Annotated in this window: 12 protein-coding genes; 3 read left to right on the forward strand and 9 right to left on the reverse strand. The window is 67.1% G+C overall.

Annotation, left to right across the window (positions count from 1 at the left end):
- Positions 1-6: 6 nt before the first annotated feature.
- Positions 7-630, forward strand: coding sequence for a GTP cyclohydrolase II (ribA, locus tag BGI51_RS09665; protein ID WP_187980966.1), 624 nt, complete (start codon positions 7-9; stop codon positions 628-630).
- A gap of 32 nt (positions 631-662) precedes the next feature.
- Here ribA and dxs read toward each other — a convergent pair whose 3' ends face one another.
- From dxs to BGI51_RS09680, 3 genes are all read right to left on the reverse strand, one after another.
- On the reverse strand, positions 663-2,600 hold the full coding sequence (dxs, locus tag BGI51_RS09670) for a 1-deoxy-D-xylulose-5-phosphate synthase (protein WP_187980967.1): 1,938 nt from the start codon (positions 2,598-2,600) through the stop codon (positions 663-665).
- A gap of 151 nt (positions 2,601-2,751) precedes the next feature.
- Entirely contained in the window at positions 2,752-3,630 is an 879-nt protein-coding gene (locus BGI51_RS09675; protein WP_187980968.1) for a polyprenyl synthetase family protein, read from the reverse strand.
- Positions 3,627-3,869 (reverse strand): exodeoxyribonuclease VII small subunit, encoded by a 243-nt coding sequence (locus BGI51_RS09680; RefSeq protein ID WP_187980969.1) that lies wholly within the window; start codon positions 3,867-3,869, stop codon positions 3,627-3,629. The genes BGI51_RS09675 and BGI51_RS09680 overlap by 4 nt, the downstream gene beginning before the upstream one ends.
- A 263-nt stretch (positions 3,870-4,132) precedes the next feature.
- Here BGI51_RS09680 and ilvA point away from each other — a divergent pair, with 263 nt between their 5' ends.
- Positions 4,133-5,674 (forward strand): threonine ammonia-lyase, biosynthetic, encoded by a 1,542-nt coding sequence (gene ilvA / locus BGI51_RS09685; RefSeq protein WP_187980970.1) that lies wholly within the window; start codon positions 4,133-4,135, stop codon positions 5,672-5,674.
- A 634-nt stretch (positions 5,675-6,308) separates the two neighbouring features.
- Here ilvA and BGI51_RS09690 read toward each other — a convergent pair.
- The 6 genes from BGI51_RS09690 to exaC form a co-directional block, all read right to left on the reverse strand.
- Positions 6,309-7,370, reverse strand: coding sequence for a DUF748 domain-containing protein (locus BGI51_RS09690; RefSeq protein ID WP_187980971.1), 1,062 nt, complete (start codon positions 7,368-7,370; stop codon positions 6,309-6,311).
- 453 nt (positions 7,371-7,823) lie between these two features.
- A complete protein-coding gene (ppa, locus tag BGI51_RS09695) occupies positions 7,824-8,351 on the reverse strand; it encodes an inorganic diphosphatase (RefSeq protein ID WP_007161198.1) in 528 nt (175 codons plus the stop codon).
- Positions 8,352-8,402: 51 nt separating this feature from the next.
- Positions 8,403-9,239, reverse strand: a complete 837-nt coding sequence (locus BGI51_RS09700) for a zinc-dependent peptidase (RefSeq protein ID WP_187980972.1) — start codon at positions 9,237-9,239, stop codon at positions 8,403-8,405.
- A 4-nt stretch (positions 9,240-9,243) separates the two neighbouring features.
- The gene (locus tag BGI51_RS09705) at positions 9,244-9,891 is read right to left on the reverse strand and encodes a DedA family protein (RefSeq protein WP_133862356.1); all 648 of its coding nucleotides are present in this window, start codon (positions 9,889-9,891) and stop codon (positions 9,244-9,246) included.
- A gap of 175 nt (positions 9,892-10,066) precedes the next feature.
- The gene (adhP, locus tag BGI51_RS09710) at positions 10,067-11,098 is read right to left on the reverse strand and encodes an alcohol dehydrogenase AdhP (protein ID WP_187980973.1); all 1,032 of its coding nucleotides are present in this window, start codon (positions 11,096-11,098) and stop codon (positions 10,067-10,069) included.
- Positions 11,099-11,351: 253 nt separating this feature from the next.
- Positions 11,352-12,872: an acetaldehyde dehydrogenase ExaC gene (gene exaC / locus BGI51_RS09715; protein WP_187980974.1), complete on the reverse strand. Its 1,521-nt coding sequence runs from the start codon at positions 12,870-12,872 to the stop codon at positions 11,352-11,354.
- Between the two features lie 248 nt (positions 12,873-13,120).
- Between exaC and BGI51_RS09720 the strand changes: the two genes are divergently transcribed.
- The gene (locus BGI51_RS09720) at positions 13,121-15,013 is read left to right on the forward strand and encodes a sigma-54-dependent Fis family transcriptional regulator (protein WP_187980975.1); all 1,893 of its coding nucleotides are present in this window, start codon (positions 13,121-13,123) and stop codon (positions 15,011-15,013) included.
- Positions 15,014-15,095 lie beyond the last annotated feature (82 nt).

The following is a 15,095-nucleotide window of genomic DNA, read 5'->3' on the forward strand; positions in this document are numbered from 1 at the left end:
CCGCAGGTGTCCGTCGTCTTTGTCGCCGCCTCCCAATTGCCCACCCCCTTCGGCCTGTTCACCATGCACGGTTTCCTCGACGAGACCGATGGCAAGGAGCATGTCGCCCTGACCTTCGGTGACGTGGCCGATGGCGAGCCGGTGCTGGGCCGCCTGCATTCCGAGTGCCTGACCGGCGACGCGCTGTTCAGCATGAGATGCGACTGCGGCTTCCAGCTGGAGGCGGCGCTGCGCGCCATCGCCGAAGCCGGTCGTGGCGTGCTGCTCTATCTGCGTCAGGAAGGGCGTGGCATCGGCCTGCTCAACAAGATCCGCGCCTATGAGCTGCAGGATGCCGGGGCCGATACCGTGGAAGCCAACGAGCGCCTGGGCTTCGGCGCCGACCAGCGCACCTATGCGCTGTGCAAGCCGATGCTCGACCACCTGGGGGTCACTTCGCTGCGCCTGATGACCAACAATCCGCGCAAGGTGAAGGCGCTCGAGGTCCTGGGCATTCCGGTCGCCGAGCGGGTGCCGCTGCAGGAAGGCCTCAATCCGCACAATCGCCGCTATCTGCTGACCAAGGCCGGCAAGCTCGGCCATATGCTCGGCAATCTGCATCAGAACGAAGACGTGGAAAAGGCGCCCTAGGGCGCCTTTTTTCATCTCAGCCTGGCTGCCGCTCAGGCTTCCTTGCGCAGACCGGTCGGCGCTGCCGCAAGGTCCGGGAGGGCCAGGCGCTCGCGGACCGCGCGCTCGATGCCGGCTTCATCAAGGCCGCACTCGGCCAGCATGTCGGCCGGCTTGGCGTGTTCGATGTAGCTGTCCGGCAGGCCCAGGTTGAGCACGGGCTGGACCAGGGCACTGGCCTGCAGGAATTCGTTGACCGCACTGCCGGCGCCGCCCATGACGCTGTTTTCCTCGACGGTGACCAGCAGATCGTGGTCCGCGGCGAACTGGCGGATCAGCGCCTCGTCCAGCGGCTTGACGAATCTCATGTCGGCCACGCTGGCGTCCAGGCGCTCGGCGACCTGCAGGGCCTCGGCCAGTTGCACGCCAAACACCAGGAAGCCGACCTTGGGGCCGCTCTTCAGGCTGGTTTGGCGACGCACCACGCCTTTACCGATAGGCAGGGGTTCCAGGCCCGGGTCGAGGGCGGCGTTGGGGCCGCTGCCACGGGGATAACGCACCGCAGCCGGACCCTGGTGGCGATAGCCGGTGGTAAGCAGGCGGCGCAGCTCGTTCTCGTCGCTGGGCGCCATGATCACCATGCCGGGGATGCAGCGCAGGTAGGACAGGTCGAAGCTGCCGGCGTGGGTAGGGCCGTCTTCGCCCACCAGACCGGCGCGGTCGATGGCGAAGAGCACGTCCAGGTTCTGCACCGCCACGTCGTGGATCAGCTGGTCATAGCCGCGCTGCAGGAAGGTGGAATAGATGGCGACCACCGGCTTCATGCCGTCGCAGGCCAGGCCCGCGGCCAGGGTCACCGCGTGCTGCTCGGCGATGGCCACGTCGAAATAGCGCTCGGGGTAGCGTTCGGCGAAGCGGATCAGGTCGGAGCCTTCCTTCATCGCCGGGGTGATGCCCACCAGCTTGGAATCGGCGGCGGCCATGTCGCACAGCCAGTCGCCAAAGATGTTGGAGTACTTGGGCGCACCCGGGCGCTTGGGCTTGGCGTCCAGCGGCTCCAGCTTGGTGATGGCGTGATAGCCGATGGGATCGGCCTCGGCGATGGACAGGCCCTTGCCCTTGCGGGTGATCACATGGAGGAACTGCGGACCCTTGGCATCGCGCAGGTTGCGCAAGGTGGTGACCAGGGTCGGCAGGTCATGGCCGTCGATGGGGCCGATGTAGTTCCAGCCCAGCTCCTCGAACAGGGTGCCGGGTACCAGCATGCCCTTGGCGGCCTCTTCGGTGCGGCGGGCGATTTCCCAGGCGCCGGGCAGCTTGGACAGGGCCTTCTTGCCGTTCTCGCGCAGGTGCTGGTAGGTACGGCTGGAAAGCAGCCGCGCCAGGTAGTTGGACAGGCCACCGACGTTGCGCGAGATGGACATGTCGTTGTCGTTGAGTACCACCAGCATGTTGGCGCCGGTGTCCGAGGCGTGGTTGAGCGCCTCGAAGGCCATGCCGGCGGTCAGGGCGCCGTCGCCGATCACCGCGACCGACTTGCGCTCGAGCCCCTGCAGCTGGGCGGCGATGGCCATGCCCAGGGCGGCGCCGATGGAGGTGCTGGAGTGACCGACGCCAAAGGTGTCGTACTCGCTCTCGCTGCGGCGCGGGAAGGCGGCCAGGCCGTCCTTCTGGCGCAGGCTGGCCATGCCTTCGCGACGGCCGGTGAGGATCTTGTGCGGATAGGCCTGGTGGCCGACATCCCACACCAGCCGGTCTTCCGGGGTGTTGAAGACGTAGTGCAGGGCCACGGTCAGTTCGATGACACCCAGGCCGGCGCCGAAGTGACCGCCGGTCTGGCCCACGGTCCACAGGAGAAAGGCGCGCAGTTCGTCGGCGACGGCTTCCAGCTCGGCGTCACCGAGCTGGCGCAGCTGGACCGGCGAGTCGATGCGGTCGAGCAGGGGCGTCGCGGGACGCTGGCGGGGAATCTCGTGAAACGTCTTGGGCATCTGGCTGATCACTTTGCGCAGAGAATTAGGCAGTTTACCCGATGCCCGCGTGGCATCCCAACAGCGGGCAGGGCGTCTTGTTATGCCCCTGTGACAACGGACCCGGGGGCAAATGCGGCCCGGGGCACGAGTTTTTCCGCCGGAGGCGCGTCTAGCTACGTCGTTCCACGATGTAGCGGGCCAGGGCGCGCAGGGGTTCGGCCGGAGTGCCAAGCGGCTCGATGGCGGCCAGGGCGGTGTCGCGCAGCTCCAGGGCATAGGCCTTGGCGGCGTCCAGGCCGAGCAGCGCCGGGTAGGTCGGTTTGTCGCGGGCGAGATCGGCGCCCTGGCGTTTGCCCAGGGTCTGGGTATCGCTTTCGATGTCGAGCACGTCGTCCCAGACCTGGAAGGCCAGGCCGATGGCCTCGGCATAACGGGCCAGGGCGTCGCGCTCGGCGGCACCGGCGGCTTCGCTGGCCAGGGCGCCGAGTTGCACGCTGGCGGCGATCAGGGCGCCGGTCTTGTGCAGGTGCATGGTCTCCAGCGCCGGCTGGTCGATGCGCCGGCCGACCGACTCCAGGTCGATGGCCTGGCCGCCGACCATGCCCGCCGGACCGCTGGCGCGCGCCAGTACCGCGATCATCTCCAGTCGCACCGCGGCAGCCTGGGGCGCCGCCAGCAGGGTCTCGAAGGCCAGGGTCTGCAGGCCGTCGCCGGCAAGGATGGCGCAGGCCTCGTCATAGGCCTTGTGGGTGGTGGGCCGGCCGCGGCGCAGGTCGTCATCGTCCATGGCCGGCAGATCGTCGTGGACCAGGGAATAGGCGTGGATCAGCTCCACCGCGCAGGCGGCCTGGTCGGCGCGCGCCGGATCGCCACCCAGGGCTTCGCAGGCGGCATAGACCAGCAACGGCCGTACCCGCTTGCCGCCACCCATGACGCTGTAGGCCATGGCGGCATAGAGCCGGGCGAGTTCGGCGCGGGGGGCGGTGAAGAGCGGGGCAAGGGCGGTATCGACGCGGGTCTGGCAGCGTTGCTGGTAGGCCTCGATCATGCGTCGTCCCCGACCGGGGCGAAGGGGGCGGTGCTGAGTTCGCCGTCCTTTTCCAGCAGGATCTGCACCTTCTGCTCGGCCTGGGCCAGGGCACCCTGGCATTCGCGGGTCAGGCGGATGCCCTGTTCGAAGGCGCCGAGGGAGTCCTCCAGGGACAGCTCGCCGCTCTCCAGGCGTTCCACCAGGGTCTGCAGTTCGGCCAGGGATTGTTCGAAGTCGGGAGCTTTCTTGCGGGCCATCGGGATTCTCGGCAGAGGCGATCGGGTCGCGGGAAGTGGGCAACAGGTTGACCATTGTGCCACAGCCATCGGCGCCGCTTGACGCCGTGCCCGGCCAGGCCCTAGGGTAGCGCTCATGAACACGCGCAGCCGCCAACGCCCCAGCATTATTACCGCCATTACCTGATGGCGGGACAGCGTTAGCTGCGCAACCAGACCCGCCCAAGAGGCGGGTTTGTACTTTCTGACTCCTGGGCCCCGACGAAACACCCCAGGAGCCCGCCATGACCGTCCAGGAACCCGCCACCGATCTCTTGCAGCGCTATGCCCGCAAGATCCTCGAAGCCCCCGTCTACGACGTGGCGATCGAAACGCCCCTGCAACCGGCGCGGGCGCTGTCCGAGCGGCTGGGCTGTCAGGTGCTGCTCAAGCGCGAAGACCTGCAGCCGGTGTTTTCCTTCAAGATCCGCGGCGCCTACACCAAGCTGGCCAGCCTCTCGGCCAGTGAGAAGGCCCGCGGGGTGATCACCGCCAGCGCCGGCAACCACGCCCAGGGCCTGTCCCTCGCGGCCCGTGAGCTGGGCGTGCGGGCGATCATCGTCATGCCGCGCACCACGCCGGAGCTCAAGGTCATCGGCGTGCAATCGCGCGGTGGCGAAGTGGTGCTGCACGGCGACGCCTTTCCCGAGGCCCTGGCCGAGGCGCTGCGCCTGGTCGAGGAGCAGGGCTACACCTTCGTGCCGCCCTATGACGATCCGGACGTCATCGCTGGGCAGGGCACCGTGGCCATGGAGATCCTGCGCCAGCATCCGGGGCGGCTCGATGCCATCTTCGTCCCGGTGGGCGGGGGTGGCCTGATCGCCGGCATCGCCGCCTATGTGAAATACCTGCGGCCCGAGATCAGGATCATCGGCGTCGAACCGGACGACTCCAACTGCCTGCAGCAGGCCATGGCGGCTGGCGAGCGGGTGGTCTTGCCGCGCGTGGGGCTGTTCGCCGATGGCGTGGCCGTGGCCCAGATCGGCCACCATACCTTCGAGATCTGCCGGCGTTATGTCGATGAAGTCATTACCGTCAGCTCGGACGAGATCTGCGCGGCGATCAAGGACATCTACGACGACACCCGCTCCATCACCGAGCCCTCGGGCGCCCTGGGCGTAGCCGGGATCAAGAAGTACGCCGAGCGCGCGGGCTCCGGCGGCCAGGTGCTGGTGGCCATCGATTCCGGTGCCAACATCAACTTCGACCGCTTGCGCCATGTGGCCGAACGCGCCGAACTGGGCGAGCAGCGCGAAGCCATCATCGCCGTGACCATTCCCGAGCGGCCAGGGAGCTTCCGGGCCTTCTGCGAAGCCCTGGGCCGGCGGCAGATCACCGAATTCAACTACCGCTACCACACCGGCGAAGAGGCCCATATCTTCGTTGGCGTCCAGACCCATCCCCAGCGCGATCCGCGCGAGGCCCTGCTGCAGGGGCTGCGCGACCAGGGTTTTCCGGTGCTGGACCTGACCGACAACGAACTGGCCAAGCTGCATATCCGCCATACCGTGGGTGGCCATGCCGCCCGGGTCGGCCAGGAGCAGGTGTTCCGCTTCGAATTTCCCGAGCGCCCCGGCGCGCTGTTCGACTTCCTCGAAAAGCTGGGCGGACGCTGGAACATCAGCATGTTCCATTACCGCAACCACGGCGCGGCGGACGGCCGGGTGTTCGCCGGGCTGGAGGCCAGCCAGGCCGAACGGCCGGAGCTGCTGGCGACGCTGGATGCCATCGGCTATCGCTACTGGGACGAGACCGAGAATCCGGCGTATCGGTTGTTTATCAGGTGAGGAGGTGTTGGGCTTCGCTGCGCTCAGCGCCAACCTACGGGAGCGTACGGGTAGGGTGGATAACGGCGCAGCCTTGTCCACCGTTGGCACCCGTGCGAGCTAGTGGAAAACGCTGCGCGGTTTTCCACGCTACGGAATCCAATCGCCCCCTCTCCCTCTGGGAGAGGGCTGGGGTGAGGGTGGCCAAACGCCAAAATTAAGCTGTTGGGCTTCGCTGCGCTCAGCGCCAACCTACGAGAGCGTACGGGTAGGTGGATAACAGCGCAGCCTTGTCCACCATTGGCACCCGTGCGAGCTAGTGGAAAACGCTGCGCGGTTTTCCACGCTACGGAATCCAATCGCCCCCTCTCCCGCTGGGAGAGGGCTGGGGTGAGGGTGGCCAAACGCCAAAATTAAGCTGTTGGGCTTCGCTGCGCTCAGCGCCAACCTACGAGAGCGTACGGGTAGGTGGATAACAGCGCAGCCTTGTCCACCATTGGCACCCGTGCGAGCTAGTGGAAAACGCTGCGCGGTTTTCCACGCTACGGAATCCAATCGCCCCCTCTCCCGCTGGGAGAGGGCTGGGGTGCGGGTGGCCAAACGCCAAAATTAAGCCGTTGGGCTTCGCTGTGCTCAGCGCCAACCTACGAGAGCTTCAATCCGCGTCATAGCGGGCGCTGAAGGCCCGTACGAAGGCATTGCGTAGGATATTGAAGAAGGCCTGCAACGGGCTGATGTCCTGGTTCTTCACGCTGCCGGACAGGTCGACCCGGGTGGCGAACTGATCGCGGCGCTGATTCTTGAGCAGGGTCTGGGCGGTGCCGACCACGGCTTCCCAGGCGCTTTCCAGAGCGTTCTTGTTGCGATTCTCGACGTCCTGCTGCCAGTCGAAGATGTCGACGTTCTTCATCAGGGGTTTGACGTAGCCGCTGAGCTGGCCATCCACCGCCCTCGCTTCCACCACCACGTCGCCGCTGCCGGCGCGGAAATCGAACTTGCCGTAGGCACGGGCGAAGTCGTTGAGCTTGGGCAGGTCGATGTCGGTCACCCGCAGACGGAAGTCGAAGTCGGTGAAGTTCTTGAAGGGATCGAAACGGGCGCTGGCTTCCAGCGGCGCGCTGCCGAGCACGGCGGCCTTGCCTTCGAAGTGGGCGATGCGTTCGCCCTGGGCGTCGGCGGCGTTGGTCAGGTTGTAGAGGCTGGCGTTGACGTCGGTGGCCGCCAGATTCACCTGGGGCTTGGAGTTGAAGTTGCGAAAGGTCACCCGCCCATTGACCACTCGCACCTCGTCGAGGGTGATGGAGATCAGCTTGTCGACCTGATCCTGCCAGTCGGTGCCTGCACCGGTCTGCGACTGTTCCTTGCGCGTCCCGCCGTCGACGAAGTTGAGTTCGGGTCGATCGAAGACAAGGCGCCCTACAATGGCATGGTCCCGCCACAGCGAACGCCAGCTCACCGCGATGTCGATGCTGGGCGCCTTGAGAAAGGGCACCGGTACCTTGCCGTTGACCTTGACGATCTCCAGCCCCTCGATGCGATAGGCGCCGCGCCACCAGGCCAGGTCCACGTCGGTGATCTGGCCACGATAGTCGCCCATGTCCGCCAGCCTGTCGTTGAGGTAGTGGCGGATCAGCAGCGGTGCGGCCAGGTGCAGGCACAGCAGAAGGACGACCAGGCCGATGAGGAGGTAAAGCGGCAGACGCAGACGACGGGACATGACGGCGACTCGGGGCGGACTCGTCTCCGGTCGACCCTGAGTAACGGCCCTGAGTTTCTCGTGAGTTTGCCTGGCGGCCTGACTCAGGGCGCCGACATGGGCGAAAGGCTCTGCCTGGGCGGCTTGCCTCCGTACCGGTCGTCGCTCCGCTGCGCCTGTTATGCGCTACTCGAACGGCAGGCGCAAAAAAGCCGGCTTGTGGCCGGCTTTAGAGGGCGGGTTGAGCTGATTTTTGGTGAGCCCGGCCCGCCCGGGTTGCCCTTGCCGGGCAGATGAGAAAGAGGCCTGAGGCCTCCGGCGGCGATCGGCAGATGGCGGATCGGCGCAGGGTCGCGGATGGCGACGAGGGGTGCAGGGTAGTCGCTTTGCCGCCGGATAGGAAGCCCGGTGTGCCCGGTGTGACGTCCGGAAACAGAAAAGCCCGGCAAGCCGGGCTTTTCGAAGGAGCGTGGATCAGCCCTTGTAGGCGGCCACGGCCTTGGTGATCTCGGCGCGGGCGGCGTCGGCGTCGCCCCAGCCTTCGACCTTGACCCACTTGCCCTTCTCCAGATCCTTGTAGTTCTCGAAGAAGTGCTTGATCTGCTCCAGCAGCAGCGCCGGCAGGTCGGTGTATTCCTTCACGTCCTTGTACAGGACGCTCAGCTTGTCGTGGGGGACGGCGATCAGCTTGGCGTCACCGCCGGCTTCGTCGGTCATGTGCAGCACGCCGACCGGACGGGCACGGATCACGGCGCCGGGAGCGACCGGGTAGGGGGTCACGACCAGCACGTCGAGGGGATCGCCATCGTCGGCCAGGGTGTTGGGGATGTAGCCGTAGTTGGCCGGGTAGAACATGGGGGTGGCCATGAAACGGTCGACGAAGAGGGCGTCGCTGTCCTTGTCGATCTCGTACTTGATCGGCGCGTGGTTGGCCGGAATCTCGATGGCGACGTAGATGTCGTTCGGCAGGTCTTTGCCGGCGGGAATCTTGCTGTAGCTCATGAACGGGTCCCTCTGGTCGGTTGGGAAAAGTGGCCGGGAGTATAGGCGCTTTCAGATCGGGGTTCGAGCCTCGGACCCCGGGGGTGTCGGCTGTTGCACGCTCGCCAGGCTAGCGGCGAGACGGCTGCGCGGGTCCTGGCGGAACAGCTGCTGCAGCTGTCCGTAGACGGCCGGATAGTGTTCGCCGAGCAGGTCGGGCGCACTGAAGAAATACTCGCAGGCGACGGCGAAGAATTCCTCGGGGCTTTCCGCCGCATAGGGGTCGAGCGAGGTCTCGGCGTCCGGATCGGCGTCGAGCTGGCGATTGAGGTCGTCATAGGCGCCTTGCAGGGCGCTGGTCCAGGCCGCCTGGGGCATGCCTTCGTGCAGCGGCGGCTGGCCGTTGCACAGACCGCCGGCGAGCAGATCGAGGAGGTGGGCGAATTCGTGGATGACCAGGTTGTAGGCCTCCCAGCCACCACTGGCCTGGATGCCGGGCCAGGCCAGCACCACCTGGCCGCGATCCCAGGCTTCGCCGTCGCGTTCCTCGTCCCACTCGTGTTCCAGGCCACCTTCGTCGCGATGGCGCTGCGGGCTGACGAAGGCGTCGGGGTAGACGACGATCTCGCGGACATTGGGATAGAGCGCCGCTTCCGGCAGGTGCAGCAGCGGCAGCAGGGCCTGGGCGGCCAGCAGCAGGCGGTCGCCGTCGTCCAGTTCCAGGCCCTGGAGCAGGGTCAGGCGCTTCTCGGCGAGAAACAGCACGCAGTGCTCGCGCAACCAGGTGTCCTCCGCGGCGCTCAGGCCATCGAGGATCGGCAGGCGCTGACGCAGGCGCGCCCAGAGCTCGTCGGCGATGGCGACCCGCTCCAGCAGGCGCCGTTCGCGCCAGGCGCGCCAGAAACCCAAGGACTCAGACTCCGCTCTGGACCGCGGCGCGCCGGCTCTTGATCAGGCCGAGGATCATCGGCAGCAGGGAGATACCGATGATCGCCAGCACCATCAGGGTGAGATTCTGCTTGATGAAGGGCACGTTGCCGAAGAAGTAGCCCAGGCTCACCAGACCGCCGACCCAGAGCAGCGAGCCGAGCACGCTGTAGGCGAGGAAGTAGGGATAGTGCATGCGGCCCACGCCGGCGACGAAGGGGGCGAAGGTGCGGATGATGGGCAGGAAGCGCGCCAGGGTGATGGTCTTGCCGCCGTGGTGCTCGTAGAAGGCCTGGGTGCGCAGCAGGTAGTCGCGGCGAAAGATCTTGGAATGGGGGTTGCTGAACAGCTTGTCGCCGGCGAAGCGGCCGATCAGGTAGTTGGTGCTGTCGCCCGCCACCGCGGCGAACATCAGCAGGCCGGCGAGCAGATAGGGGTCCATGTCGCCAAGGGCGGAGAGGGCGCCGGCGATGAACAGCAGGGAGTCGCCGGGCAGGAAGGGCATGACCACCAGACCCGTCTCGCAGAAGATCACGGCGAAGAGAATGACGTAGATCCAGGTGCCGTACTGGGCTACCAACCCGCTGAGATAGACGTCGAGGTGCAGGATCAGATCGATCGGGTTGAATTCCATGGGGCGTGCCTACCGTAGTTGCGAGGGTCCGGCGGCGATTATAAGGGCAGCCGGGGCCAGCGTTTGTGGCCTGGTCGAGATCGGCGCCGGGAAAAAACGCCAGCCGCTCAGAGGTCAGGGTAGGCGAAAGGTTCACTCCCGCGCTGGGGCCGACGCGGGAGTGGCGCGCTGGTTCTCAGCCCAGCGCCATGTCGATCACCACCCGACCCTCGATACCGCCGCCGTGCATGCGGGCGAAGATGTCGTTGATGTTCTCCAGCGGCTCGGCGCTCACCGTGGCCTTGACCTTGCCTTCGCCGGCGAAGTCCAGCGCCTCCTGCAGGTCCAGGCGGGTGCCGACGATGGAGCCACGCACCGTGGTGCCGTTGAGCACCATGTCGAAGATCGACAGCGGGAAGTCACCCGGCGGCAGGCCGTTGAGGGCGATGGTGCCGCCGCGGCGGGTCATGCCGATGGCCTGCTCGAAGGCCTTGGGCGACACCGCCGTGACCAGGGCGCCATGGGCGCCGCCGATCTCCTTCTTCAGGTAGGCCGCCGGGTCCTGCTCGCGGGCGTTGACGGTGACCTCGGCGCCCAGGCGGCGGGCGAGGTCGAGCTTCCGGTCGTCCACGTCCACCGCCGCCACGTTCAGGCCCATGGCCCGGGCGTACTGCACCGCCATGTGGCCGAGGCCGCCGATGCCGGAGATCACCACCCAGTTGCCCGGGCGGGTGTCGGTCATCTTCAGGCCCTTGTAGACGGTGACCCCGGCGCAGAGGATGGGCGCGATCTCGACGAAGCCGACGTTGTCCGGCAGGCGGCCGACGTAGCCGGCATCGGCCAGGGTGTATTCGGCGAAGCCGCCGTTCACCGAATAGCCGGTGTTCTGCTGGGATTCGCAGAGGGTCTCCCAACCGCCCAGGCAATGCTCGCAATGACCGCAGGTGGAATACAGCCAGGGCACCCCGACCCGGTCACCTTCCTTGACATGGGTGACCCCGGCGCCCACCGCCACCACATGGCCGACGCCTTCGTGACCGGGGATGAAGGGCGGATTGGGCTTGACCGGCCAATCGCCCTGGGCGGCATGCAGATCGGTGTGGCAGACGCCGCTGGCGGCGATCTTGACCAGTACCTGGCCGGCACCCGGGGTGGGCACCTCGACTTCGCGGAATTCCAGGGGTTTGCCAAAGGCGGTGACGACAGCGGCTTTCATTGTTTTAGGCATGACGAGTCCCTCATGGAGGCATGATGCGTGGATGAAGCCAGACGGGGCCTGCGCCGGGACGCACCTGTCCACCACGGGCGGCCGCTGCGTCTAGCGTCGGCCACCCACGGGGCGGGGGTGTTGATCCAGGTCAGGTGGGAGGCGCGCCCCGACGTCCTGCTGAGGCGCGCGATCCAGGCGTCGTCTTCGCGGAGCGACCTTGACCCCGGGGTAGCGCCAGTGGCGGCCGCACCCCGGGGTCTACAGGTCGCCTCTAGAAGAAGCCCAGCGGATTGATGTCGTAGCTGACCAGCAGATTCTTGGTCTGCTGGTAGTGGTCGAGCATCATCTTGTGGGTTTCACGGCCGACGCCGGATTTCTTGTAGCCGCCGAAGGCGGCGTGGGCGGGATAGAGGTGGTAGCAGTTGGTCCAGACGCGGCCGGCCTTGATGCCGCGGCCCATGCGGTAGGCGCGGTTGATGTCGCGGGTCCAGACGCCCGCGCCGAGGCCGAACTCGGTGTCGTTGGCGATGGCCAGGGCCTCGGCTTCGTCCTTGAAGGTGGTGACGCCGATCACCGGGCCGAAGATCTCTTCCTGGAAGACGCGCATCTTGTTGTGGCCCTTGAGCAGGGTAGGCTGAATGTAATAGCCGCTGGCCAGATCACCCTGCAGTTTCTCGACGTTGCCGCCGGTGAGGAATTCGGCGCCTTCCTCGCGGGCGATCTCCAGGTAGGAGACGATCTTCTCGAATTGCTGCTGGGAAGCCTGGGCACCGACCATGGTCTCGGTGTCCAGCGGATCGCCGCGCTTGATCTGGGCGATCTTCTTCATCACCGCTTCCATGAAGGGGGCGTAGATGGATTCCTGCACCAGGGCGCGCGACGGGCAGGTACAGACCTCGCCCTGGTTGAAGAAGCCCAGTACCAGACCCTCGGCGGCCTTCTCGATGAAGCTCGGCTCGGCCTGCATGATGTCTTCGAAGTAGATGTTGGGCGACTTGCCGCCCAGTTCCACGGTGCTGGGAATGATGTTCTTGGCCGCGCAGGAGAGGATATGCGAACCCACCGGGGTGGAGCCGGTGAAGGCGATCTTGGCGATGCGGGTGCTGGTGGCCAGGGCCTCGCCGGCCTCCTTGCCATAGCCCTGCACCACGTTGAGCACGCCGGGCGGCAGCAGGTCGCCGACCATCTCGACGAACAGGGTGATGGACAGCGGGGTCTGCTCGGCGGGCTTGAGCACCACGCAGTTGCCGGCGGCCAGCGCCGGGGCCAGCTTCCAGGCGGCCATCAGCAGCGGGAAGTTCCAGGGGATGATCTGGCCGACCACGCCCAGCGGCTCGTGGAAATGGTAGCTGGCGGTCTTGTCGTTGATCTCGGCGGCGCTGCCTTCCTGGGCGCGGATGCAGCCGGCGAAGTAGCGGAAGTGATCGGCGGCCAGGGGCACGTCGGCGTTGAGCGTCTCGCGCACCGCCTTGCCGTTGTCCCAGGTCTCGGCGACGGCCAGTTTTTCCAGATTCTGTTCGATGCGGTCGGCGATCTTGAGCAGGATCAGCGAGCGGTCCTGCACCGAGGTGCGGCCCCAGGCATCGGCGGCGGCATGGGCGGCGTCCAGGGCGCGTTCGATGTCGGCGGCGTCGGAGCGGGGGAATTCACCGATCACCGAGCCGTTCACCGGGGAGGTGTTGGTGAAGTACTGGCCTTTCACCGGGGCGACGAATTCGCCGCCGATGTAGTTGCCGTAGCGGGCCTGCAGGGTCAGCAGGGCGTCTTGGGTGCCGGGAGCTGCGTAGCGCATGGTGGGTCTCCTGTTTGTTCTTGTAGGAAGAGCGGCGCTCCGATCCTGAGCAAGGCGCGGGCCAAGTCGGGCGAACCCGCATGGTTGCGGCCTTGCAGTCTTTTCCGGGGAAAGCCGCCAGCTGCCACTGTGACAGAGCTGTCACCCCTTGGCGTGACAGCTTGTCACCTGGGGGTGACAGAGTGCCCAGTCCGCCCGATTTGGCCTATGCTGGAGGCCGCGCAGACGCCCCGCGGAGGACAACGACAATGGCCGCTACCCCGTCCGATCGTCATGCCAGCCAGGTGCTCGAACTCGCCCGCGGCGCCGTCCTCGACGGCCCGGCCAGCGATCCGGCCATCGCCCGCTCCTGGCGGCGCTGTCTCGACGAACACCAGCTGGACCCGGCCGCGCCGGTAGCACCCTGGGTGCTGGAGCGCGCCCGCTTCGACGAGCACCGCCAGCGCCAGCAGCGGGTGCTGCAGATCGCTCGTGGGCAGATGAATTCCCTGCACCAGCAACTGGGCGGCGCCGGCCATGCCGTGCTGCTCACCGATGCCCGCGGGCTGATCCTCGATTGCGTCACCGCCGACGCCGAGCGCGCAACCTTCCAGCAGGCCGGCCTGTGGCTGGGCGCCGACTGGAGCGAGGCCTGCGAGGGCACCAACGGCATCGGCACCTGCGTGGTGGAGCGCCAGGCGCTGACCATCCACCGCGACGAACACTTTCGCAGTCGCCATACCCAGCTGACCTGCTCGGCCAGTCCAGTCTTCGATCCGGCCGGCGAGCTGCTGGCGGTGCTGGACGTCTCCAGCGCCCGCCAGGACGCCTCGCGCCAGGGTCAGTTCCATACCATGGCGCTGGTCAATCTCTCGGCCAAGCTGATCGAGAGCTGCTATTTCCTCGACCGCTACGCCAATGGCTATCTGCTGCGCTTCCATGCCCAGGCGGCCTATGTCGGCCTGCTCAGCGAGGGCCTGCTGGCCTTTGATGAAGAGGGGCGGATCAACGCCGCCAACGAGACCGCGCTGATGCTGCTGGGGCTGGCGCGCAGTGCGGTGCTGGGGCAGCGGATGGAAAGCCTGTTCGAGTTGCGGCAGGACGAGCTGCTGGAGCGCGCCCGCCCGCAACCCAGCGCCTGTTGGGCGTTGCGTGGCCGCCAGGGCCAGGGCTTCCACGGCCTGGTACGCGGTCCTCAGGTACGACCGGTTACCCCGGTGGCGGTGCCCAAGGCGCCCCTGCCCAGCGGCATCTGCCTGGCCGATCCGGCCCTGGCACGGGATTTCACCCGGGCGCTCAAGGTGCTGGAGCGTGACGTGCCGGTGCTGCTGCACGGCGAGACCGGCACCGGCAAGGAAGCCTTCGCCAGCGCCCTGCACCGCGCCAGCAGTCGCGCCGGCCAGGCGTTCGTCGCCCTCAATTGCGCGGCCATCCCGGAAACCCTGATCGAAAGCGAGCTGTTCGGCTATCGCGGCGGCAGCTTCACCGGAGCGCGCAAGGAAGGCATGGCCGGCAAGTTGCAGCAGGCCGATGGCGGCATCCTCTTTCTCGACGAGATCGGCGACATGCCGCTGGCGCTGCAGACCCGGCTGCTCAGAGTGCTGGAAGAGCGCCAGGTGGTCCCGCTCGGCGGCGGGGCGCCGCGCGCCCTGGACCTGCGCCTGGTGAGCGCCAGTCACCGGGACCTGGAGGCCCTGGTGGCGGCCGGCAGCTTTCGCGAAGACCTCTACTATCGCCTGCGCGGCCTGGTAGTGACCCTGCCGGCGCTGCGCGAGCGCAGTGACCGTGGCGAACTGCTCGATCAGCTGCTGGCCGAAGAGGCCCGCGGCGAGGCGATCGACCTCGATCCGGCCGCGCGTGCCTGCCTGCTGGCGCACCCCTGGCCGGGCAATGTCCGCCAGTTGCGTACCGTGCTGCGCACCCTGGTGGCCCTGAGCGAAGATGGCCAGATCGGCCTGGACGAGCTACCCGTCGACTGCCGTGGCGCCCGGCTGCCGCTGCCGTCCAGCGCGGTGCCGGTCGACAGCGCCCGCGAGGAACTGCGTGCGGTGCTGGACGACTGCCACTGGCAGATGACCCGCGCCGCCAAGCGCCTGGGGGTGAGTCGCAACACCCTCTATCGCTGGCTGCACCAGCACGGCCTGCAGCGCCCCCAGGACTAAGAGCCTGTTCAAAGTCTGCTGCGCGTCGGCCAAACGGCGTTGAAAATGGCCTGGAAGGCCAGCCCCGTCGGAATGCTCATTT

The organism is Pseudomonas oryzihabitans (genome assembly GCF_014522265.1).
GTDB lineage: Bacteria > Pseudomonadota > Gammaproteobacteria > Pseudomonadales > Pseudomonadaceae > Chryseomonas > Chryseomonas aestiva.